The sequence below is a fragment of the Paenibacillus camelliae genome, assembly GCF_023715345.1.
Taxonomy (GTDB): Bacteria; Bacillota; Bacilli; order Paenibacillales; family Paenibacillaceae; genus Pristimantibacillus; species Pristimantibacillus camelliae.
The window spans coordinates 24,120-47,044 of the sequence record NZ_JAMBNY010000022.1 but is presented as its reverse complement, the minus strand read 5'-3'; the positions used below and the strand labels follow the sequence as shown (position 1 = coordinate 47,044).

Here is a 22,925-nt window from a genome sequence, read left to right as displayed (position 1 = left end):
AGGTGATTAGCCTATGAAGCAAGGTGATTTAGTTGTTCGTCAATCGTATGGCGGAGACGTATTATTTCGAATCGAAGCGATGCAAAATGATTATGTAATCCTAAAGGGGTTAGATTTTCGTCTGCTGGCAGATGCACCAAGACATGACCTAGCATCGATTCACGACCAAGCAGCAAGCCAAGCCGCATATATGGCAGTGCGTAACAAGGTCAATCAAGCTTTAAGACAAATCAATACAACACTAGAGGAGCCTGCGTCCATTGGCTCAGATGGACAGCGTAGGCGGGATACCCTTGACAGTGACATGTATTTTGAATGGCCAGGCAAGGTGCTGCATCTGGATGGCGATGCGAATTATTTGAAAAAAAGCATGCAGCTGTACGAAGCGACAAAGGTGCCGGCAGAAGGCTTTTATGTAAGTGAGTCGAAGATGGCTGACGCGCTGCTTCGTCTGCTTCCTGTTGTTCAGCCTGACATTGTTGTCATCACAGGTCATGACGGCGTGCTTAAAAATCGCGAAGGCATTGAGCTAGCCAGCTTAAGCAGCTATAAAAACTCTCAGAACTTTGTTAATGCTGTGAGAGTAGCTCGTGAATATGATCGCAATCGAGACAGTTTGGTAGTCGTTGCTGGAGCCTGTCAATCCCATTATGAAGCGCTGCTGCACTCCGGTGCGAATTTTGCAAGCTCACCAGGTAGAATACTTATTCATGCATTAGACCCGGTTTACGTAGCGATCAAAGCGAGCTACACACCGATGAAGAGCATTATAGATTTGCCTGACCTTGTATCCGGTACAATAAGCGGTATAGATGGGGTGGGCGGGATCGAAACGTTTGGCCGTTATCGTGTCGGTTATCCGCGACCAAAATCGTATGTATAAGAAGAAAAAACGATGGCATAATAAAAAAATATTAATTTTGGATGAAATGGGCGAATTAACCGTTGACAAGAAACCTGAGCTACTGATATAATATTTTGCTTATTTGACAAACACCTCAATTTCCGTTATAATGGACAAGGAAAGAGGTGGTAGATCGATGGCAAAAAATACGCTATTGGAAATAAAACGCAGCTTAGAAGCTCATGTTGGATCACGAATTATGCTTAAAGCAAATGGTGGTCGTCGCAAGACGGTTGAACGTACTGGCACGTTAGAAGAAACCTACCCTTCTGTCTTCATCGTCAAACTCGATGAAGATCAGCACGCGTTCAAGCGCGTGTCTTATAGCTATGCGGATATACTAACGGAATCGGTAGAAGTGACGGTTTGCAATGATGAAGGAGAAATCCGTATTGCACATCTTCAACAATAACGGACGTATTACGTATAGAATTGGTAACACAGTGAAGACGCGAATTGCTCGCGTCTTATTTTTTTGCCAGCATGCTATGGTTACATCTGTACATACTAAGCTTATGTTCATCTAAGGAGGCTATAAGCGTATGGGCAGAAGAAGAAAAGTAATGTCTGAGCAGCTGAAAGTGGAAATTGCTCGTGAGCTCGGGATTCTAGATACGGTAGAGAAGGAAGGCTGGGGCGCCATAAAAGCTAAGGATGCCGGAAATATCGTTAAGCGCGCCATTCAAATAGCTGAGGAAGCTGCAGCCCGCGATATGAATAAGTAATGACGAAAAGCTAAACGAGGCTGACGATGCAGCATTGTTTAGCTTTTCTGCTTTTCGTTTGCTATAATGTACCTATGCTAAAATGAACGGGTGAATAGGATTCATGAAAATATACGAAAAAGCGCCAGCCAAAATTAACTTAATTTTAGATGCATTACGAAAGCGCGAGGATGGCTTCCACGAGGTTGAAATGATCATGACGATGGTTGATTTAGCGGACCGTCTAGAGATGGAACCATTATCGAGAGATCAAATTATTATTAGCTCGCAAGTCGGTTACATACCGCTTGATGAAAAAAATCTAGCCTTTCAAGCAGCTCAGCTTATTAAAGAGCGTTATGGTGTAAAGCAGGGTGTCTATATCCATCTCGATAAAAAAATTCCGGTCGCAGCTGGCTTAGCAGGTGGGAGCAGCGATGCTGCAGCTACATTGCGCGGGCTTAATCGTCTATGGGGGCTGGGTATTTCGGAAGAGGAGCTGTGTCAGCTAGGCGCTGAGCTAGGCTCTGATGTGCCGTTCTGTGTAACAGGAGGTACTGCGATTGCGACGGGGCGAGGGGAGAAGCTGGAGCGTATTGCAAATCCTCCTCAATGCTGGGTCGTGCTTGCGAAGCCGCCGATCAATGTATCTACAGCAGATGTGTATGGTCGTTTTCGTGTAAACAAAGTAGACAAGCATCCTTCGGTTGCAACGATGCGTGCTGCGTTAGAAGCGGGATCGTTCGCTGGAATGTGCTCTTCGCTTGGCAATGTGCTGGAGCAGGTGACGTTAAATCTATACCCTGAGGTTCGGCAATTAAAGGAAAGTATGATTCGATTAGGCGCCGACGGTGTTTTAATGTCAGGAAGCGGGCCAACTGTATTTGGCTTAGTTAGTAAGGAAGCAAAGCTATCTAGAATATATAATGGGCTTCGTGGATACTGTAAAGAGGTGTATGTTGTTCGTATGCTTACCTCCTAATTAAGGAATCACTTGATTAAACCCGTATAAAAATGTAATAATGACATTATATTATTCGGATTTAGGAGGGGGAGAATACGTTGAAAAAGTTTAAGCGTAGTTCACGGCTTGTAGAAATGACTCAGTACCTGCTTGCTCGTCCCCATACGTTAATTTCACTAACTACGTTTGCAGAACGCTATCAGTCTGCTAAATCCTCGATTAGCGAAGACCTTGCTATCATTAAGGAAGTATTTGAGGAAGAGGGGATCGGTCAGCTGCATACATTAGCTGGTGCTGCAGGCGGAGTTATGTTTAAACCAATGATGCCTAAGGAAACCTCATTAAGCATTATGCAAAAGGTTTGTGAAGATCTTCAGCAGCCTGATCGCGTATTGCCAGGCGGTTATTTATATATGACGGATTTGCTTGGACATCCGGAATTGCTAGCAGATGTCGGAAAAATGTTCGCGACAGCATTCGCAGATCGACAGGTCGATCTTGTGATGACGGTAGAGACGAAAGGCATTCCTTTAGCTTATGCTACGGCAGCATGCATGAATATTCCGGTCGTAATCGTTCGTCGCGACAATAAAGTGACAGAGGGCTCCGCTGTAAGCATCAACTACGTATCTGGTTCTACAAAGCGAATTCAGACGATGTCGCTTGCAAGACGTGCGCTTAAGGAGCAATCAAGGGTTCTTATTGTCGACGACTTTATGAAAGTCGGCGGAACGATTCAAGGGATGATCGATTTACTGCATGAATTCAATGCTACGGTTGCAGGTGTTGGTGTATTTGCAGAGTCTGGTGAAGTTGAAAACGATGAACGTTTATTAACTGATTATGTATCATTAGCAAAGCTAACGTCAGTAGATCTGAAAATGAAACAGGCCGAGGTTGTGCCAGGAAATTATTTTAGCGTAGATTAGCTGCTTTCAACAGCCTTTGAACGCAGCTACGATCGCGCATAGCATCTGTTGGCTTTTGTCGTATAAACCTTGATTTCAGCGCATTATGTCGAATGCAGTAGAATACTTTTAAGTTGCGAAAAAAAAATTAAAAAAAGTATCAAAATTGTCAAAAAACAAGAAGGATTTAGCTTCAAAATGTGGAATTATACACCAAGTCTCCAATAGACAAAGGTGGTGAACACAATGCAAATTACTGATGTAAGACTCCGCCGCGTGAACTCTGAAGGACGTATGAAGGCGATTGCATCAATCACGATTGATAATGAATTTGTCGTTCATGATATTCGTGTAATCGATGGCAACAACGGTATGTTTGTAGCTATGCCTAGTAAGCGTACTCCAGACGGAGAATTCCGCGATATCGCTCATCCTATCTCTTCTGCTACAAGAGAAAAGATCCAATCTGCTGTATTAGCAGAATATGAGCGTGCAGCTGATGAGGTTGCAATCGAAGAAGTTGTGTAAAACCGATGTACTGGTTACTGTTTTTACAAGGGGGAGAAGAGAGCTGAAGCTCTCTTTTCTTTTTTTGTATAATACGATATATTCAGTTGAGGAATGGTATTAAGGAAGGGGTAAGTCGATGAAAGTAATGTCTATTGTACTGGCTGCAGGTCAGGGGAAACGAATGAAATCTAAGCAATATAAGGTGCTCCATTCGGTTGGTGGAAAGCCGATGGTAGGACATGTGATCGATACAGTTAAGCAAGTGAACAGTGAGAAGATCGTCGTTATCGTAGGACACGGTGCGGAGCAGGTCATGGCCTATATCGGAGATCAAGCCCAATACGCAAAGCAAGAGCAACAGCTAGGAACGGGTCATGCTGTCCAGCAGGCTGAAGCGTTGCTTGGGAAGGAAGAAGGCACGACCATCGTCATCTGTGGGGATACCCCGCTTGTTAAGGCTAGTACGATAGAACAAATGCTGCAGCTTCACCAGCAAAGCGGTGCAGCGGCAACGATATTGACTGCTTCCTTTGATGATCCAACCGGATATGGACGAATCATTCGCAATGCTGATGGATTTGTAGAACGCATTGTAGAGCAGAAGGATTGCACAGCTGAAGAAGCTGCGGTTAAGGAAATCAATACGGGCACATATTGCTTTGACAATAAAAAGCTATTTGAAGCATTAAGCAAAATTACGAACAACAATGCACAAGGCGAATACTATTTGACGGATGTTATCTCTATCTTCAAAAACGCAGGGGAGATCGTTCAAGGCTACTGTACAGCTGATCTAGCAGAGGCAATCGGCGTTAATGACCGCGTTGCATTAGCAGAGGCAGAGCGCCTGATGCGTGAGCGTATTAACCGTCAGCATCTCGTTAACGGTGTTACGATTATCGATCCAGCATCAACGTATATCGAGTCAGGGGTCGAGATTGGTGCAGATACCGTAATTTATCCTGGCGTTGTGCTAAAGGGCAGCACCGTGATAGGTGAGGATTGCGTTATTGGTGCTCAATCTGACATTACGAGCAGCATCATTGCTAGCGGCGTGTCTATTAAGCATTCAGTGCTGGACAAAGCCGAGGTTGGCGATGGCAGCAGCATCGGTCCGTTTGCTTATTTGCGACCGGGCAGTAAAGTCGGCAAAAATTGCAAGGTTGGCGATTTTGTAGAATTAAAAAATGCTCAGCTTGATGATGGCAGTAAAGTATCTCATCTAAGCTATGTCGGTGATGCAGTCGTTGGTAAAGAGGTTAATATCGGATGCGGTGCTATTACGGTGAACTATGACGGTATTAATAAGTTTAAGACTGAAATTGGTGATCATGCGTTTATTGGCAGCAATGTCAATTTGATTGCGCCAGTTAAAGTTGGTGAAGGCGCTTATGTTGTTGCAGGCTCGACCATTACGAAGGATGTACCAGCAGGAGACCTAGCTATCGCTCGCCAGCGTCAGGAGAATAAACCAGCTTACGCCGATAAAATTCGTGCACGTGCTAGAGCAAAGAAGGAAAGCAAATAAGGAGAACCTGTCATGAAATGGATTGTAGGCCTGGGTAACCCTGGCTCCAACTATGAAAAAACAAGACATAATGTCGGCTTTATGGTGATCGATGAATTAGCGCGTCGCTGGGGAATCTCTGTAACGCAGAGCAAGTGTAAGGCGCTAATCGGCGAAGGAAACGTCGCTGGTGTTAAGGTTGCTTTAATTAAGCCAATGACCTATATGAATTTATCCGGTGAATCCGTTCGTGCGTTTATCGATTACTACAAGCAGGATATTGCTGATGGTATGATCGTTTACGATGACCTCGATACGGAAATTGGCAAGCTGCGCCTACGTTATCAAGGCAGTGCAGGGGGCCACAACGGAATTAAATCACTTATTGCACATCTTAATACACAAACCTTCAATCGTGTCCGTATGGGCATTTCTCGTCCTGAGCCTGGATATGCTATTGTTGATTATGTATTAAGCAAATTTGCGAAAAATGAACAGGATAAGCTGGCAGCTATGATTGATCATGCATGTGATGCGATTGAATATAGCTTAACTCATCCGTTTGAGGATACAATGGGGAAGTATAACGGGTAATAGATTGTAAGCAATTGGGCATACTGAAGGTTATAAAAGACCTTCAGGAGGCATAACATGGCTGTAAACTATATTTGCAAATATTGCAGATCACATATGGGGACGATTGACAATTCAATAGTTTCCGAGCATCAGCTGGGCTTGCATTCCTTGACCGCTGACGAACGTAAAGATATGATTACGTATGATGGAAACGGTGATCTCGTCGTTCATCTCGTATGTGATTACTGCAATGAAGCGCTAAGCAGTAACCCTGAACTAAATCTCGTCAACAATCCGTTACAGTAATGTATGTAAACTAGCCGTCCATAAGACAGATTTGTTTTGTGGAGGGCTTGTTTGTGCATGAAAATCATAAAGTTATACTGCGAGATGTGATAAGGGATATCTATGCTGTAGCTGAGAAATGAGGTGCCTCAAACTTTGAAAGCGCTAATTGATTTATTTAAAGAAGATTCAGAATTAAAATCCGTAGTAACTGGCTTCAGTAAAGGAATGAAGGAGCAGATGGTGTCTGGACTTGCAGGCTCATCCCGCCAAGTCTTTCTTGCAGCACTGGAGCAGCAGCTAGACAGACCGCTGCTTGTCGTTACTCACAACATGTTCTCCGCTCAGAAAATTGCGGAGGATTTACAGGATTGCATGCCACAGAATAAAGTGATGCTCTATCCTGCCAATGAGCTGATGGCTGCAGAAGCTGCTATATCTAGTCCTGAGACGCTTGCACAGCGAATGGACGTGCTTATCTCGCTAGCGAAAGGCTATCGCGGGATAGTTGTTGTTCCTTTTTCCGGTATAAGACGTTATCTGCCAAGCAAGGATTCGATTATCGAAGCCGAGATTACGATCAATGTCGGGCAGGAGCTGGCAATCGATCAATTTATATATAAGCTCGTTGAGATGGGCTATACGAGAACCGACATTGTAGAGACAAAGGGCGAATTTAGTGTACGAGGCGGCATTATTGATTTTTATCCGCTTACTTCTAAGCTAGCAATTCGTGTGGAATGGTTCGGCGATGAGATAGATTCGATTCGAAGCTTTGATACGACAGATCAGCGTACGGTAGAACGGCTGGAGCAATACATTGTACCGCCTGCGCAGGAAGTGGTAGCTTCAAGGCAGCGGATGGAGACGGCAGCGCGTCATGCGACCCATTTGCTAGAAGGTCAGCTAGATAAGATGAGCGACCGTACAGCGAAGGAGAAGCTAAGTGAAGAGCTCGGAGCAGAGATAAACAAGCTAAAAGAGGGGATCTACTTCTCTGAAATATATAAGTATATCTCGCTGCTATATCCTGAGAAGCAAACGATGATAGATTATATGCCTGATGATACGCTGCTTGTGCTGGATGAACCAAGCCGACTTATTGAAACGGCGAAGCAGCTGGAGCGGGACGAGTCAGAATGGAATTTGCATTTACTGCAGAACGGAAAGTCTCTGCCGAGCTTCGTGCTGGCTAGAGATACGAATGAGATATTAATGCATAGAAAATATCCAACGTTGTTTTTGCAGCTGTTCTTGAAGCAAATCCCGCATACCCAGCCGCAGAACATAGTAAATATCACGACTCGTACGATGCAGAACTTCCATGGTCAGATGAACGTGCTGAAGTCTGAGATGGAGCGCTGGCGTAAGAATGGAAGCACGATTATTATGCTAGCTGGCAAGAAAGAGCGGCTAGACCGGATGCATCGAGTGCTGGAAGACTATGAGATAAAACCGCCTACCTTGCTTGAGGGCAACCTGCAGCAGGGCTTTGAGCTGCCTTCGTCTAACCTAGTGGTGATTACGGAAGGCGAGATGTTTACGCAGAAGCAGCGTAAGGCACGCCGCGTAGATAAGAAGCTGGATAACGCGGAGCGCATCAAAAGCTATACGGAGCTAAAGGTTGGCGATTATGTTGTACACCAAAATCACGGAATCGGGAAATATATCGGCATCGGTACGCTTGAGATAGGTGGTATTCATCGCGATTACCTCCATATTGTGTATGCGGGTGGCGATAAGCTGTCTGTGCCCGTCGATCAAGTCGATCTGATTCAAAAATATGTCGCCTCTGAAGAGAAAGAGCCTAAAATCAATAAGCTGGGCGGCACGGAATGGACGAAAGCGAAAAGCAAGGCTCGCGCCTCTGTTCAGGATATCGCGGATGACCTGATCAAGCTATATGCTGAAAGACAAGCTACTCCTGGCTTTGCGTTTAGTGCGGATACGACCTATCAGCAGGAATTTGAAGCGATGTTCCCTTACGAGGAGACAACTGACCAGCTGCGTGCCATTGAAGAGATTAAGCGGGATATGGAACAGGCTCGTCCGATGGATCGATTGCTATGTGGAGATGTCGGCTACGGGAAGACAGAGGTAGCTGTGCGCGCTGCGTTCAAGGCAGCGATGGAAGGCAAGCAGGTGGCTGTGCTTGTCCCGACGACTATTCTTGCACAGCAGCACTATGAGACGTTCAGAGAGCGATTCAGTGGTTACCCGATCAATGTACAGGTAATGAGCAGATTCCGCTCACGCAAGGAGCAAAACGATACGATCAAGGCCTTAAAGAATGGAACGGTGGATGTCGTCATTGGTACGCATCGCCTGTTGTCCCAAGACGTCGTGTTCCACGCACTTGGGCTAGTTATTGTCGATGAAGAGCAGCGCTTTGGCGTTACGCATAAGGAGAAGCTGAAAAAGCTAAAAACGAGTGTGGATGTGTTGACGCTTACTGCAACCCCTATTCCTCGTACATTGCATATGTCAATGCTTGGCGTGCGCGACCTGTCCGTCATCGAGACGCCGCCGGAAAATCGATTCCCAGTGCAGACCTATGTGCTGGAGCATAGTCCTGCTCTTGTGCGTGAGGCCATTGAGCGAGAGCTCGCTAGAGGTGGTCAAGTCTATTATCTATACAATCGTGTTCAAGGCATCTACCAGATGGCCGAGGAAATTAGTGCGCTTGTGCCAGGTGCACGCGTAACGGTTGGTCATGGACGCATGAGTGAACAGGAGCTCGAGAAGACAATACTGGACTTCTTAGATGGCGAGTCAGATGTACTTGTCAGCACATCCATCATCGAGACCGGTGTAGATATTCCGAATGTTAATACCTTAATCGTTCATGATGCAGATAAGATGGGCTTGTCACAGCTCTATCAGCTGCGTGGCCGGGTAGGGCGTTCTAATCGGATTGCTTATGCATATTTTACCTATCAGCGTGATAAAGTGCTGACAGAGGTTGCGGAAAAACGTCTGCAATCGATTAAGGAATTTACGGAGCTAGGCTCAGGCTTTAAGATTGCTATGCGGGATCTATCGATTCGTGGAGCGGGCAATCTGCTTGGTGCTGAGCAGCATGGCTTTATTGCCTCTGTTGGCTTCGAAATGTTCTCCCAGATGCTTGCCGAGGAAATTAAGCTTAGAAAGCTGCAAATGAACGGTGAAGCTGTTGAGGAGAAGAAGGTCATTCAGACGACGATTGATTTAAGCGTCGATGCGTATTTACCGAATGAATACATTTATGACAGCATGCAAAAAATCGAGATTTATAAAAAGGCAGCAGCTGTATCCTCCATTGAGGAGTCCGATGAGCTGATTGGTGAGCTGCTGGATCGCTTCGGAGACTTACCGCAGCCTGTTCTCAATCTTATGACTGTATCAAGGCTGAAGGCGTTAGGCTCATCACTAGGTATCGTTAGCATTAGTAGTCGCGGCGAGGATTTCAGACTAACGTTCGATCAAGCCCCGAAAAAGAAAGCAATACGTCGAGATATCGATAAGCTTTGCATGAAGCTAGAGAATCGTTTTAAGCAGGCACGTGAAGAAGAATCCTCATACTACGTTGATCTACGTGGGAAAGGTCTCAATATGGAACAAAAGCTTCATCTTACGGAGAAGTTTTTGTTTGACTATGTCGATCTGCAGCAAAAGGAAGAGGAGCTGCACAAAACGATCTCATCATAAAATTCGCTTTTTGATAAACGAATCTGCTACAATGAGTAGCAGATTCTAATTTTTTGAAAGGGGCTTGTACATGCTTCACAAAAAGACAAACAAGAAGATAAATAAATACGTAATGCTTTTATTAACGGCGGTGCTGTGCATCGGCTTACTATCAGCTTGCGGCAAAGATGATGAGTTAAATCCAGGTCTTACTTTTGCTGACGTGGAGGGCGGAGAGGTTGTAGCGACCTATAAAGACGGCTCTGTAACAGATAAGGAGTTTAACAAGTTCAAATCCGCACTAGCGCTTACGCAAGGCATGGATCCATCTATATTAGATATGGAAGGCTATCGTGAATATATCCTTGAGCAATATATCGTTTACAAGGTTCTAGCTGGAAAAGCAACAGAAGAACAGCAGACAGAAGCGAAGGATGAAGCGCTAGCGAACTTTACGCAGTTTGAAGAGATTTTGAAGGGGTCAGGCGATGTTAATGAGCAGCTAAAAAGCTACGATTTAACGCGTAATGATGTGGCAACGTTTCTAACGATGGGCAGTGCCGTATCAAAATACATCGACTCACAAATTACAGATGAGATGATGAAGACAGAGTATGAGGATAATAAAGCTGATTACTCGTTGTACGATGTCCGTCAAATTGTTATCAATCTAGCAGTTCCAGACGCTGAAACAGGCGAAACGAAGTCTCGTACAGAGGAAGAAGCGCTTGCTCTTGCACAAGAGGTGAAAACGAAGCTAGACGCTGGCGGAAGCTGGGACGAGCTAGCCAAGCAATACTCTGACGATGCGACGAAGGATTCTGGTGGTGTCTACACCGATTATATGGGTGGCAGATGGTATGAGCCGGTAAAAGAAGCTGCTTATACGCAGGAGCTGAACACCGTTGGTGATCCGGTGCTTTCACCAATTGGCTATCATATCCTCATGGTTGAAGGTCGCGATGTGCTGGAGTATGATGCTGTTGCACAAACAACGAAGGACATGATTCGTTATGTGCTCTCTAATACCGTTATGGACGATTTCATGAATAAAGAGCTTCCTGAGTATGAGATCAATATTACGCTTCCTCCAGTTAACAACGCAGAACCAGATGCTGCTGAGGGAACGGAAGAGGCTGGAAACGAACCATCCACGGATGAAGCTGCCAATGAAGAATCAACAGATGGAGCTGAATCAGACTCAACGTCTGAGGAAGCAGCACAGTAACCAGCTAGCGAAGTTACGACTAGTCTACGAGCGGCTCTGTGCGTGATCATAGCCCTCAACATAAATAACATTAGCAAAAGGAACAAGCAGTAAAGGACAGCTAGGTGAAGCACCTGAAGCCTTTATTACTTGTTCCTTTTTATATTTGCCTAAAAGCTTTAGGAGAAAGCAGCCTTTAAAGAGTACACTTTAGTGCATGGATTAGTTAGGTCATTGTGTTCTTGTTTAGTGTTACGATTCAATTTATAATAGGCTTCAGCGGACACCCTCTATTTTTTTACCTAAATATACGAACATATGTTCTCGTTTTGGTTGTAATATGCGATGGAAAACACACTTTAATAATTAGAAGGCGATATAAAGGAGGGATTGTGGTGAAGGAGCATAGCGTCTTTCTAATGTTTCAGCAATTGCATCCAACATTGTTCGAGGATCGAGCGATCAGTAAGTTTTTTGAAAATTCCAACCACATTATTCTTTTTGTGGAGGCCGTGATGCACCCATCTGAGGAGAAGATGAAGGACTTTAAGCATAGACTCAGTTCATTTCTGTTCAGCCTGCGGTTTACAAGCTATATGGTATCGTTGATTCGATATGCAGCTATTGATCATCATCGAAAACGAAGAAGATATATGGATAGATGCTTATTAATTTATGATTCTCCGGCTGGCGATGAGGAGGATGGGAACAGCGTAGGTGATTTTTTGCTTGAAAAGCAGAGTCAATACACTACTAGTACCGCTGCTGAGGATGAATTAATGGCCTTTGAAAGCACAATTGAGGATGAGCAGCTTCACGAGCAATTTATAAAACTGACTGACCGGCAAAAACATGTCGTGACGCTATACTACGCAGGAAGCTTTAAGGATGCTGAGATCGCGGCACTACTTGATGTAACGCAACAGGCAGTTTCAAAAACTCGAAGAGCCGCCATAAATAAAATGAGAAAAAAAATGATGCCGAATAGAACGGAGGTATGTTAATTGCAGGATACGTCATTACTTTCAATGCTCACGTCTTTTATCTCTGAGCTAGGCTTTCCCATTGCTGTGTCGGCATTTTTGTTGCTGCGCTTTGAAAAGAAGATCGAGGCTTTAAGTGAACGTGTGAATGCGCTCACTCAAACGCTTAGAGAGGAGCGTGAAAAGAATGGATCAACATGATTTACTTAAGCTTGTCGTCAATGCCCAAGCAGGCGATAAGGGAAGTATGGAACAAATTATTACGAGGTTTGAACCTCTGTTAAGGAAGATTTGCTCAGAAGTGGATTATCACGAAAGAAATGAATTGATTCAGCATGTTCGTGAGAAAATAATACGGTCCGTACAGAGCTATAAATTTACGTCCATTCCCAATCATGATCATTTTTTTTCATTGATGGAAGAGTGGATAAAGGAGCAATCACAATAGCGGTAGCGAGCTAGGAGCATAACTTTCATGCGATGGAGTAAGTCCTCTCTTTCATTCAAAATCATTCAACAAAATGTATAAGATGTTAGATATGGATGAATACTATGTTCAGATTCAATTTTTGGCTACGCTGTTAGAATCGTTAGAAAAAATGTTACATGTGGCATGAATGGAAGCGCTATTCATCGCCGAGAGCGTTCGGTGTGGTCTAAACTAATTGTACATTTTGGTTTTTATACAAGCGGTATTTCACGCTATTTTAATCGATGTGAAAGAGAGGTATTTAGGATGAAAGCTACAGGTATTGTTCGTCGTATTGACGATCTAGGTCGTGTTGTTATTCCTAAAGAAATTCGTCGTACGTTAAGGATTCGTGAAGGCGATCCCCTAGAAATTTTTGTTGATCGTGACGGCGAGGTTATACTTAAGAAATACTCACCAATCGGTGAGTTGGGTGATTTTGCGAAGGAGTACGCAGAGTCTCTATTTGAAAGCGTAGGGCATATAACAATTATTTCAGATCGGGACTCCGTTATTGCCGTGGCAGGGGCTTCCAAGAAAGAGATGCTTGATCGAGCAATTGGACAAACCCTTGAAACATGTATGGAAAATCGAAAAACGCTTATGGAAACCAATAGCGGGAATTATGAGATCATTAAGGATAACCAGGACACTTATAACTCCTACGTCGTAGCGCCTATCATCGCAGGAGGCGACCCAATCGGTACCGTTGTCATTATAAGCAAGGATGAAAACATGAAGATTGGACAGCTAGAGCAGAAGATGGCTGAGACAGCTGCAGCATTTCTAGCTAAGCAAATGGAACAGTAATCGACATTTTTCACGTGGAACATATGGGCTTCTGTTGCTGTAGGCGACAGAAGCCTTTTTTGCTGTAGAGGAAGTTCAAATTGTTCAGCTTTGATCACGAAGCAGCACTGAAAGCTTACTCGGCATCGAATCTTGAATTCAGCGAGGCCTTCCGGTGCTCACGTACCAATAACGTACGCTGCGCTCCTCATGCCCCTAGCTTCTTTCAACCTTCTCGGTGCTGAAAGCTGAACATTTTGAACCTGATTGGAAGGGGAAGTTCAAAATATCCAGCTTTGATCACGAAGCAGCACTGAAAGCTTACTCGGCATCGAATCTTGAATTCAGCCAGGCACTCGAATGCTCACGTACCCACTACGTACGCTGCGCTTCTCAGTCCTTAGGCTTCATCCAAGCTTCTCGGTGCTGAAAGCCGAACACTTTGAACCTGATTGGAAGGGGAAGTTCAAAATATCCAGCTTTGATCACGAAGCAGCACTGAAAGCTTACTCGGCATCGAATCTTGAATTCAGCCAGGCCCTCGAATGCTCACGTACCCACTACGTACGCTGCGCTTCTCAGTCCTTAGGCTTCATCCAAGCTTCTCGGTGCTGAAAGCCGAACATTTAGAACCTGATTGGAATGGGAAGTTCAAATTGTTCAGCTTTAATCACGAAGCAGCACTGAGGGCTTAATCGGCGTCGAATCTTGAATTCAGCAGATCGCTGGAAGTTGAACTTTTCGAGCAGGCATTTATAATGGAGGGATGGTGTACATAACTGACATAAGAAGGTAGTGTGAGAGGTTTGAGCATTCGAAAGCATTGGCTGAAGCTAAGCGGCTATGGGGCGCTATGGCTTACGGCAGCAACACTACTAACGAAGCTTATTGGCGTACTGCAGAAGATTCCTTTACAAAATTTAGCTGGTGATGCTGTTTTTGGCATATATAATATCGTTTATCCGATTTACCAGCTTATGATGGCTTTGGCCATCGCTGGCATACCTACCGCACTTGCTTCATACATAGCTGTGCTTAGACCCGAGGAGCGACTGCGATCGCTACGAGTGGCGCTCGTTATGAGCAGTGTAACGGCAATTATTTTATCATTAATCGTATTTACGACAGCACCAATGCTTGGGGAGTGGATCGGGCATCCTGAGATCGCCAGCTCTCTGCGCGTACTCGCAGCAGCGCTATGTGTAACCCCGCTTATTGCTGTTTATCGAGGGTTTTACCAAGGAATTGATGATGCACGAAGCTCCTCACTGTCTCAGCTAATAGAGCAGCTCGTACGTGTGTGCTGTATGCTGCTTGCCTTGTGGATTGGTCTATCCATGGGATGGTCAGATGGTAAGCTAACAGCTGGTGTGATGTGGGGATCGGCATTTGGTGCTGGTGCAGCCTTATTATGGCTTTGGTATCAAAGGCCACGACAGCCATTCACTAGGCACAGCTTTCAGCTGTCCGTGCTGGAAGCAAGATCACTCGTTAAGCTGGCGCTGCCTACTGCGCTCGCGGCAATTGTCGTGCCGATTGTTGCAGTGGTCGACGCCTTAAGCATCCCTCGCTTATTGCAAGGTCAAGCCGAGGACATTATGGCTCAATTCGGTCAATATAGTCGAATCCAACCACTCATACAGCTCGTTTCTATGCTGCTTGGAGCCTTTGCAGCAGGCTTCTTACCGCGTTGGATGAATTATGGGGCTGATTCAGGCGCTCTGAGGCTATTAGGACCAAGGCTGCTGCTTATGCATCGTATGGCTTGGTTTGTTGGCTGTGGGGCTACCGTAGGATTGCTTATGCTAGCGGAACCAATAAACATTATGCTGTACAAGGATACTGCTGGGTTAGAAACGTTTCGTTATCTCTGCTTGACGACATTAACGAGCAGTCTGCTCGCGGTGCAGGCACCACTGCTGCAGGCAGCTGGTGTTTCACGACTCCCGCTTTGGCTGCTTGTCATCGCTGGAGGCAGTAAGGCATTATTGAATATATGGTTGGTTCCAATCTACGGCATTACGGGTGCTGCTATCGCAGCGAATTTTGCATTGCTGTTGCCCGCGTGTCTCGGTGCTATTGCATTAAAGCTTGCGGTGCGACAAATGAGCAGCTACGCTGTGCAAGAAAAGGACAACCCATCGCTTGTGCAATCCCTTATATCGACTGCAGTGGCGATGTTAACGATGGGCCTTACTCTATATTTGTTTCAGCTCATTCTGCTGCCAACAGGTGGTGTGAACAGGCTAGAGATGACGTTGTATTCACTAATGGCGGTTGTCGCTGGTGCGCTTGCGTATAGCTTAGCGCTTTGGATTACTCGAGGGGTGACTAAGCAGGAAATAACATGGTTAGGATAAAGAGGACGTAACGCATAAGGGGACGAGAATATGAACAAGAAAATTACGGTTGTAGGACTAGGCTCCGGAGATGCCGATCAGCTAACATTAGGGGTATGGAAGCTTCTGCAGCGTGCAGACAGATTGTATGTGCGGACGAAGCATCATCCGATGATGACGATGCTGGACGCAGAAGGCATCGCTTATACGAGCTTTGATGACATCTATGAGCGCCATAGCAACTTTCCAGATGTATATAAGGAGATTGTTGATGCACTTGTAGCAGAGGTCGAGCGATTGGCACAGCATGAGACTAGTGAGCCGCATATCGTATATGCAGTTCCAGGTCATCCCATGGTAGCAGAAAGCACCGTTCAGCAGCTGCTGACACGCTGTGAGGAAAACGGTATTGAGCTAAGCGTTCGAGGCGGAGAAAGCTTTTTAGATGCTGCATTCGCTTCTCTCAAGTTTGACCCTATTGAAGGCTTTGTATTGCTGGATGCAGCGGAGCTAGACCCTTCGCAGCTGCAGCCACGTCTACATACGCTTATTGGACAAGTATATGATTCATTTACGGCCTCTGACGTTAAGCTTGCATTAATGGAGCGATATCCGGATGATTATGAAGTGATCGTTGGTCACGCGTTAGGTGTAGCAGGGCAGGAGCAAATTCACAAGGTGCCACTCTATGAGCTTGATCACCTGCAAGGCTACCATAACCTGTCGATCATTTACGTGCCTCGTTCTTCGGAGGCTGCACTACAAAACCGCATGTTCGATCGCTTGCACGAAATCGTGCGGATATTACGCAGTCCAGAGGGCTGTCCTTGGGATAAGGAGCAAACGCATCAATCGATTCGCAAAAACTTTATCGAAGAGCTTTATGAAGCACTAGAGGCGATTGATAACGATGATCCACAAGCGATGCAGGAGGAATTTGGCGATGTGTTGCTGCAGTTGATGCTGCATAGCCAGATGGAGGAAGAGCTAGGCAGCTTCTCTATCTATGACGTCATTGAGACCTTGAATGAGAAGCTCATATACCGTCATCCTCATGTTTTTGGCGATCTGTCTGCTCAGAGCGCAGATGAGGCGCTTCAAAGCTGGGATGCGATGAAGAAGCAGGAGCAGAAGGAGAAAGGAATTGCAGCCAAGCGGCCTTCTCAGCTCGACGGCATACCGAAGGATTTACCAGCACTGTTAACGGCCTATAAGCTTCAGAAAAAAGCAGCAAAGGTAGGATTCGATTGGGATGACATCGGGCCTGTCCTTGATAAAATCGCAGAGGAGCTGGAAGAGCTAAAGCAGGAGCTAGCGTCTGGCGATCAGCAGAAGCAAGCTGCAGAGCTAGGTGATCTATTGTTCGCGGTCGTCAATGCAGCACGCTTTATCGGAGCCGACCCTGAGGAGTCTCTAGCGAAAACTAATCTCAAATTTAAAACTAGATTTCAATATATTGAGAAGCAGCTTCGTATAAATAATAAAAGCTTTGACGATACTAATTTAATAGAGATGGATCAATGGTGGGACGAAGCAAAGAAGATGAAAAATGACTAATTGTCGTCAAAATCAACGCTTATTCAGCAAATCTTGTAAAAAATTTAATAGGAATAAGAAGGATTTTGTAAACTTTAGTTGAATTATTAATCTTCGTGAGAACAGAACGTACATACTGAGCCTCACTAATTGGCGCTAGCCTATAATTATGGATGCATTGTCAGGAGGAATATAACAATGAACAAAACAGATCTAATCAATAACATTGCAGAGAAAAATGGTCTTACTAAACGTGATGTAGAAACCGTAATTAACGGATTTCTAGCAGAAGTAACGGATGCACTAGCAAACGGCGATAAAGTACAATTGATCGGCTTCGGTACGTTTGAGACTCGTAAACGTTCTGGTCGTGTTGGCCGTAATCCTCAAACAGGTGAAGACATCAACATTCCAGAAACAACTGTACCTGCATTCAAAGCTGGTAACAAACTGAAAGAAGCGATCAAGTAATCTATGCGTCTTGATAAATTTCTCAAGGTATCACGTTTAATTAAGAGACGTACCGTTGCCAAGGATGTTTCTGAACAGGGACGGATTTGGATAAATGGTAGAGAGGCAAAGGCTAGCAGTACAGTGAAGGTAGGCGACGAGCTGCAAATCCAGTACGGTCAGAAGATTGTAACGGTTCGTGTAGATCGAATCGCTGACACGACACGCAAGGACGAGGCAGCCGAGCTGTATACCTTGTTGAAAGAAGAAGCACGCCCAAAAGAGAACATTATCGATTGGGAATAGATGCTGTTAAGAAGAGAGCACGCTGAAAATTATCAGCAGGCTCTCTTTTTTGTTGTTCTAAACTAAGGCATCCTTCCATACTTTATAGGGAGACCAGAACAATTGAAGTGGAGGACGAGTCTATGTCAGAACAGCAAAAAAAGCAGAAGCAGCAGGACGTACGATTAACGAATCGTAAGCTGCTGGAGCTTACTGGGGTAACGAAGGTTGAGAGCTTCGATAACCAGTTGTTCTTACTGAATACAGAACTAGGCATGCTAACCGTAACTGGACATAATCTGCATATGAAGCATCTAAGTCTTGAGCAAGGACTAGTCGCAATAGAAGGTATGATTCAATCTCTCGCCTATTCTGATGGCACCCATGCAAGTAAAGGCAAGGGTGTATTCGGCAAGCTGTTTCGATGAGCTTAACGATTCAGTGGTTAACGCTAGGAGCTATGATTATGTCAGGCATAGGAATGGGAATTTTGTTCGATGGCTATCGTGTGGTGTCATCTGAATTTAAATTCCCCCGCTGGACTCTATCTTGTCTCGATATAGCGTATTGGATTGCCTCAGCTATTCTAGTATTCCGAATGCTATATGTAAGTAATTATGGCGAGGTACGAGCATATGTATTTATCGGACTAGCTGTAGGAGCCATATTATATTATTGGCTGTTTAGCTCATTTACCACGACACTTACAAAATGGCTCATTCAAGCCATAAAGTGGCTGATATCTGGGATCATTCGAATGTTCCAGCTGCTCATTGTTAAGCCGCTCCTATTTCTATGGATGGTTGTCCTTTATATTCTAAATCTTGGGACTAAGTTCTCTATTGGAATCGGAAAAATTATGCTACAATTAGTTCGTCCTATCCTAAAATTAGTCCTATGGATGCTGTCTCCGATAACAAAACCGTTGTTAAGATGGCTTGAACCCTACGGGAAATCAGGAATGGAGAGGCTGAAACAGTTATGGCTGGCAGCGGCGAAACGTCTGCCATCGTGGTTAAGGAGGAAGTAGCGAATGGTGCAAGGGAAGTCGGTTCAAGCTGCAACGAAGCGTAGACTTAAGATTTGGCTATTTCTAATTGTGTTATTTATGGGCTGGGCGGTATATACTGTCATTAACCAGATGTATCAAAAAGACCATTTGAATGAACAACTATTATCACTTGAAGCGAATCGTGACGTAATGGAACAGAAGCTTCAGGAATTGGAAAATAAAGTGATGCTGTTAAATGATCCAGAGTATATGTCTCAGCTTGCGACCAAGGAACAAGGGCTCGTAAGAGAAGGAGAGCAGCAAATTTTTAGTGAGTAACTGTGGTGCCTGTCTGTTGACCTTGTTTCGTTCCTTGGTTATAATCACTTTTATAAGCTACCTTTTATATTATTATTTAGGTAGTCCTAATAATACTTTAAGAGAGGAACATTTTATTTTATGGCAATTGAAGTGGGCGCCAAATTAGAAGGTAAAGTGACTGGCATTACAAATTTCGGAGCATTCGTTGATCTATCCGGAGGAGTCACTGGGCTGGTTCATATTTCAGAAATCGCTGATAACTATGTTAAAGATGTAAAGGATCATCTCAAAATTGATGATGTCGTTACGGTAAAAGTGATCAATGTGGACAAAGATGGTAAAATCGGCCTTTCAATCAAACAAGCTGTTGATCGTCCAGCTGGTGAACAGGCTCCGCCTTCTCGACCAGGAGGAAATAGCGGAGAGCGATTTAATCGCGGTGGTGGTAGCGGCAATAATGATCGCGGAGGACGTCCATTCAACAAGCAGGGCTTTGGTAAGCCTAATTATAGCAAACCTTCATTTGAGGATAGAATGTCTAAGTTCTTAAAGGATAGTGAAGAGCGCATTTCATCTTTAAAGAAAAACACCGAAGGTAAACGCGGTGGTCGCGGCGCAAAGCGCATGTAATATAATGAACAACTGAACTTCAATGATAACAAGCAGAGCGAAAGCTCTGCTTTTTTGTGTTCACGTAACATCCTACAACGCTTCTTGCTCGGGTGCTTCGTAGCAGGCTGTAGAACGAAAAGCTTAACATGTCGACTTTGGCTTATATACCAAATACTTTCAGTCACTTTTCATCATCTGCATGCGTAAGTCTAGTCCATTCGCCAATAAGTAGGCCTGTTTCCGACAAAGCGGCAATCCATCCTTTACCTTATGGCTTTGTCTGTAACCTTTGATAGTACTGGCTCCAACGCTAATCCGACATCACTTGCGAGACGCTTGTTTTTGTCGGAAAAAACTTTTGACGTGACACCGCCATCTGACAAAAAAAGTTGGCATAAGCCACTATAATGGGGAACACACAAATAAAGTAATGGTGGTGTAAAGCATGAAGAAAAGTGAAAGTGCAGTAGTCAGCTTTAACATCGGAGAGCGGTTGATGCAGATGAAGGGGGTACAGGGTGCCTACCAACAAATTGCAAGTCGAAAATGGCAAATCGTTCTTGTAGCTCTAGCTTTTTTACTTGGACGAGCTGTAATTTTAGAATCGCTCATGTCCTTTGCTGTTGCTTATTTTGCGGTAGTCTATTACATGCGCCGCGATGTCGCGTTTTTGTCAGGGCTAGCGATCGTGCTGGGCAGTACACTGGCCTTACAGCCAGCTCCACTGTGGATTGCGCTTGAGCTGCTCGTTGTATACTTACTGTTCAGAGGTTTGCAAGCGTTTGAAAAGGTAACGATATCGAGAGTTCCGTTAATCGTATTTATATCAGTCATATTAGTGCAGCTGTTTCATGCTTTTATTGGCAATACGTTAGACTGGTATAACCTAATGATGGTTTTTGTGGAAGCGGGACTTGCCTTCGTACTAACGCTCGTATTTATTCATGCGCTTCCAGTAATTACGCTCGCAAGAAAATCTGCCAAGCTAAAAAACGAGGAAATGATCTGTGTCATGATTCTGCTAGCATGTGTAATGACGGGTACGGTAGGCTGGATCGTTCAAGGAATTTCTGTTGAGCATGTGTTATCTAGATATATGCTGCTTGTGTTCGCAATGGCGGGTGGTGCACCGCTTGGTGCGACGGTCGGTGTGGTAGCAGGGCTTATATTAAGCTTGGCTGATTATAGCGCTGTACTCCAGATTGGTGTGTTGGCCTTCGCGGGCCTGCTTGCAGGCTTGCTGCGTGAGGGCGGAAAAATGGGTGCGTCCTTCGGTCTATTACTTGGCTCCTCTATCTTAACGATCTATGTTGGCAGCCAGGATCAGATGTTTACATCGGTATGGGAATCTTCCTTTGCTGTGCTGCTGCTGCTCCTTACACCGAAAGTTCTTATCCAATCGATAAGTAAATACGTTCCCGGTACAATAGAAAACAATAAATCACATTATGAGTACGCAAAGCATATTCGCAACGCTACAGCGGCGCGCGTTCTTCATTTTTCGGATATGTTCAAAGGCTTATCGAATAGCTTCTATCCGAATTACACGCTGGAGAAGGAACAAAACCATGAGGAACAGATCAGTCACTTTATGGAGGCGGTTGCTAATGAAAGCTGTGCAGGTTGTCATCGGCAAAAGGTATGCTGGGGAGACAAGCTGCTACAGACACGTAAAATGATGAATGAGATGATGAGCAGCATGGAGGCTAGTGAGGGACGGGTGAAGGATGTTCCGAAGGCATGGCAGACACATTGTGTGCATGTACCAGAGGTTCAGCTCGCGATGAAGCATCAATATGAGCTTCATATGGTGAATTATAAGTGGCAGCGTCAGCTGCATGAGCTAAAGGGGCTCGTTGCAGATCAGCTGCTAGGTGTATCACAGGTGATGGAGGATCTATCACAGGAGATTAAGCGTGAGGGACAAGCACTGCATATTCAAGAGGAGCAAATCAAGGAGGCTGTGGAAGCACTTGGCCTCTCGATCCATAGTATAGATATTGTTAGCTTAGAAATGGGAAATGTAGAAATCGAAATTCAGCATTCCTTCGAGCAAGGCTTTGAGGAGTGCCGAAAAATTATCGCACCACTGCTTAGTGAAATCCTCGGTGAGAATATTACCGTGCGCAGCGAATCACCGGTAGCGACGCACAGTGAGCTGCAGCGAGCAATCTTTATGTCAGCTAAGCAATATGAAGTAGATATTGGTGTTGCAGGTGTCGCTAAGGGAGGCGACCTATTATCAGGAGACAGCTTCAGCATGATGGAGCTGGACAATGGCAAATTCGCAGTCGCCATTAGTGACGGAATGGGCAACGGTGAGCGTGCGCGTCAGGAGAGCAGCGCAGCGCTAACTATTCTTCAGCAGCTGCTGCAGTCAGGAATGAATGAGCAGCTTGCCGTAAAATCTGTTAACTCTATCTTATTGCTTCGTTCTCCTGAGGAAATCTATGCGACAGTAGACTTGGCGATTATTGATCTGTATTGTGCGAACACGACCTTTTTGAAAATAGGCTCCACACCAAGCTTCATTAAGCGAGGGAATGAAGTCATCCCGATTATTGCTAGCAATTTGCCAATCGGAATTATACAGGAAATTGACGTCGATTTTGTTCATATGCAGCTTATGCCAGGGGACTTACTTATTATGATGAGCGACGGCATCTATGATGCGCCGGGTTATGCGGTGAACAAGGAGCTTTGGATGAAGCGCGTCATTAGCGAGCTGCGCAGCAACGATCCACAGCAAATTGCTGATAGCTTGCTAGAGACCGTTGTACGTTTTCACGATGGAGTCATTAACGACGATATGACCGTACTCGTTACGAGACTTGATCGATACGTGCCGCAATGGGCTACCTTCAAATGGCCAGGCATCTCAAAAATTGAACGCAAAAAAAGCGTAAGTTAGACCTGTAA

The 22,925-nt window shown here is 44.9% G+C and carries 24 protein-coding genes; all 24 read left to right on the top strand.

Annotation, left to right across the window (positions count from 1 at the left end):
• Positions 1-13 precede the first annotated feature (13 nt).
• The 24 genes from yabG (at position 14) to spoIIE (ending at position 22,917) form a co-directional block, all read left to right on the top strand.
• Positions 14-883, top strand: coding sequence for a sporulation peptidase YabG (gene yabG, locus M3180_RS21430; RefSeq protein ID WP_251671310.1), 870 nt, complete (start codon positions 14-16; stop codon positions 881-883).
• A gap of 157 nt (positions 884-1,040) precedes the next feature.
• The gene (gene veg, locus M3180_RS21425) at positions 1,041-1,316 is read left to right on the top strand and encodes a biofilm formation stimulator Veg (protein WP_251671308.1); all 276 of its coding nucleotides are present in this window, start codon (positions 1,041-1,043) and stop codon (positions 1,314-1,316) included.
• A gap of 130 nt (positions 1,317-1,446) precedes the next feature.
• Positions 1,447-1,629, top strand: coding sequence for a small, acid-soluble spore protein, alpha/beta type (locus M3180_RS21420; protein WP_251671306.1), 183 nt, complete (start codon positions 1,447-1,449; stop codon positions 1,627-1,629).
• A 103-nt stretch (positions 1,630-1,732) separates the two neighbouring features.
• Positions 1,733-2,590: a 4-(cytidine 5'-diphospho)-2-C-methyl-D-erythritol kinase gene (gene ispE / locus M3180_RS21415; protein WP_251671304.1), complete on the top strand. Its 858-nt coding sequence runs from the start codon at positions 1,733-1,735 to the stop codon at positions 2,588-2,590.
• A gap of 80 nt (positions 2,591-2,670) precedes the next feature.
• A complete protein-coding gene (gene purR / locus M3180_RS21410) occupies positions 2,671-3,501 on the top strand; it encodes a pur operon repressor (RefSeq protein ID WP_251671302.1) in 831 nt (276 codons plus the stop codon).
• 225 nt (positions 3,502-3,726) lie between these two features.
• Positions 3,727-4,008, top strand: coding sequence for a septation regulator SpoVG (gene spoVG, locus M3180_RS21405; protein ID WP_251671300.1), 282 nt, complete (start codon positions 3,727-3,729; stop codon positions 4,006-4,008).
• Between the two features lie 118 nt (positions 4,009-4,126).
• Positions 4,127-5,518, top strand: a complete 1,392-nt coding sequence (gene glmU / locus M3180_RS21400; protein WP_251671298.1) for a bifunctional UDP-N-acetylglucosamine diphosphorylase/glucosamine-1-phosphate N-acetyltransferase GlmU — start codon at positions 4,127-4,129, stop codon at positions 5,516-5,518.
• 12 nt (positions 5,519-5,530) lie between these two features.
• On the top strand, positions 5,531-6,091 hold the full coding sequence (gene pth / locus M3180_RS21395; RefSeq protein WP_251671296.1) for an aminoacyl-tRNA hydrolase: 561 nt from the start codon (positions 5,531-5,533) through the stop codon (positions 6,089-6,091).
• Between the two features lie 57 nt (positions 6,092-6,148).
• On the top strand, positions 6,149-6,379 hold the full coding sequence (locus tag M3180_RS21390; RefSeq protein ID WP_251671295.1) for an anti-sigma-F factor Fin: 231 nt from the start codon (positions 6,149-6,151) through the stop codon (positions 6,377-6,379).
• 135 nt (positions 6,380-6,514) lie between these two features.
• Positions 6,515-10,045, top strand: a complete 3,531-nt coding sequence (mfd, locus tag M3180_RS21385) for a transcription-repair coupling factor (RefSeq protein WP_251671294.1) — start codon at positions 6,515-6,517, stop codon at positions 10,043-10,045.
• 70 nt (positions 10,046-10,115) lie between these two features.
• Positions 10,116-11,252 (top strand): peptidylprolyl isomerase, encoded by a 1,137-nt coding sequence (locus M3180_RS21380; protein ID WP_251671292.1) that lies wholly within the window; start codon positions 10,116-10,118, stop codon positions 11,250-11,252.
• Positions 11,253-11,626: 374 nt separating this feature from the next.
• Positions 11,627-12,235 (top strand): sigma-70 family RNA polymerase sigma factor, encoded by a 609-nt coding sequence (locus M3180_RS21375; RefSeq protein WP_251671289.1) that lies wholly within the window; start codon positions 11,627-11,629, stop codon positions 12,233-12,235.
• Positions 12,236-12,415, top strand: coding sequence for a YvrJ family protein (locus tag M3180_RS21370; protein WP_251671287.1), 180 nt, complete (start codon positions 12,236-12,238; stop codon positions 12,413-12,415).
• Positions 12,402-12,662, top strand: a complete 261-nt coding sequence (locus tag M3180_RS21365; RefSeq protein WP_251671285.1) for a helix-turn-helix domain-containing protein — start codon at positions 12,402-12,404, stop codon at positions 12,660-12,662. Before M3180_RS21370 ends, M3180_RS21365 begins: the two co-directional genes overlap by 14 nt.
• A gap of 288 nt (positions 12,663-12,950) precedes the next feature.
• Positions 12,951-13,493 carry a stage V sporulation protein T gene (gene spoVT, locus M3180_RS21360; RefSeq protein WP_251671283.1) on the top strand — a complete coding sequence of 181 codons (543 nt, stop codon included), beginning with the start codon at positions 12,951-12,953 and terminating at the stop codon, positions 13,491-13,493.
• Positions 13,494-14,278: 785 nt separating this feature from the next.
• A complete protein-coding gene (locus tag M3180_RS21355; protein ID WP_251671281.1) occupies positions 14,279-15,832 on the top strand; it encodes an oligosaccharide flippase family protein in 1,554 nt (517 codons plus the stop codon).
• Between the two features lie 30 nt (positions 15,833-15,862).
• The gene (gene yabN, locus M3180_RS21350) at positions 15,863-17,368 is read left to right on the top strand and encodes a bifunctional methyltransferase/pyrophosphohydrolase YabN (protein WP_251671279.1); all 1,506 of its coding nucleotides are present in this window, start codon (positions 15,863-15,865) and stop codon (positions 17,366-17,368) included.
• A 177-nt stretch (positions 17,369-17,545) separates the two neighbouring features.
• Entirely contained in the window at positions 17,546-17,818 is a 273-nt protein-coding gene (locus M3180_RS21345; RefSeq protein ID WP_251671276.1) for an HU family DNA-binding protein, read from the top strand.
• A gap of 3 nt (positions 17,819-17,821) precedes the next feature.
• Positions 17,822-18,103: an RNA-binding S4 domain-containing protein gene (locus M3180_RS21340; RefSeq protein WP_251671274.1), complete on the top strand. Its 282-nt coding sequence runs from the start codon at positions 17,822-17,824 to the stop codon at positions 18,101-18,103.
• 122 nt (positions 18,104-18,225) lie between these two features.
• The gene (yabP, locus tag M3180_RS21335; protein ID WP_251671272.1) at positions 18,226-18,510 is read left to right on the top strand and encodes a sporulation protein YabP; all 285 of its coding nucleotides are present in this window, start codon (positions 18,226-18,228) and stop codon (positions 18,508-18,510) included.
• Complete coding sequence (gene yabQ, locus M3180_RS21330) at positions 18,507-19,112, top strand: spore cortex biosynthesis protein YabQ (RefSeq protein WP_285855835.1); 606 nt, start codon at positions 18,507-18,509, stop codon at positions 19,110-19,112. Before yabP ends, yabQ begins: the two co-directional genes overlap by 4 nt.
• A 3-nt stretch (positions 19,113-19,115) precedes the next feature.
• A complete protein-coding gene (locus M3180_RS21325) occupies positions 19,116-19,412 on the top strand; it encodes an FtsB family cell division protein (RefSeq protein ID WP_251671268.1) in 297 nt (98 codons plus the stop codon).
• A gap of 120 nt (positions 19,413-19,532) precedes the next feature.
• Positions 19,533-20,024 carry a S1 domain-containing RNA-binding protein gene (locus tag M3180_RS21320; protein WP_251671267.1) on the top strand — a complete coding sequence of 164 codons (492 nt, stop codon included), beginning with the start codon at positions 19,533-19,535 and terminating at the stop codon, positions 20,022-20,024.
• A gap of 427 nt (positions 20,025-20,451) precedes the next feature.
• A complete protein-coding gene (gene spoIIE, locus M3180_RS21315) occupies positions 20,452-22,917 on the top strand; it encodes a stage II sporulation protein E (RefSeq protein ID WP_251671265.1) in 2,466 nt (821 codons plus the stop codon).
• The last annotated feature ends 8 nt before the right edge of the window (positions 22,918-22,925 follow it).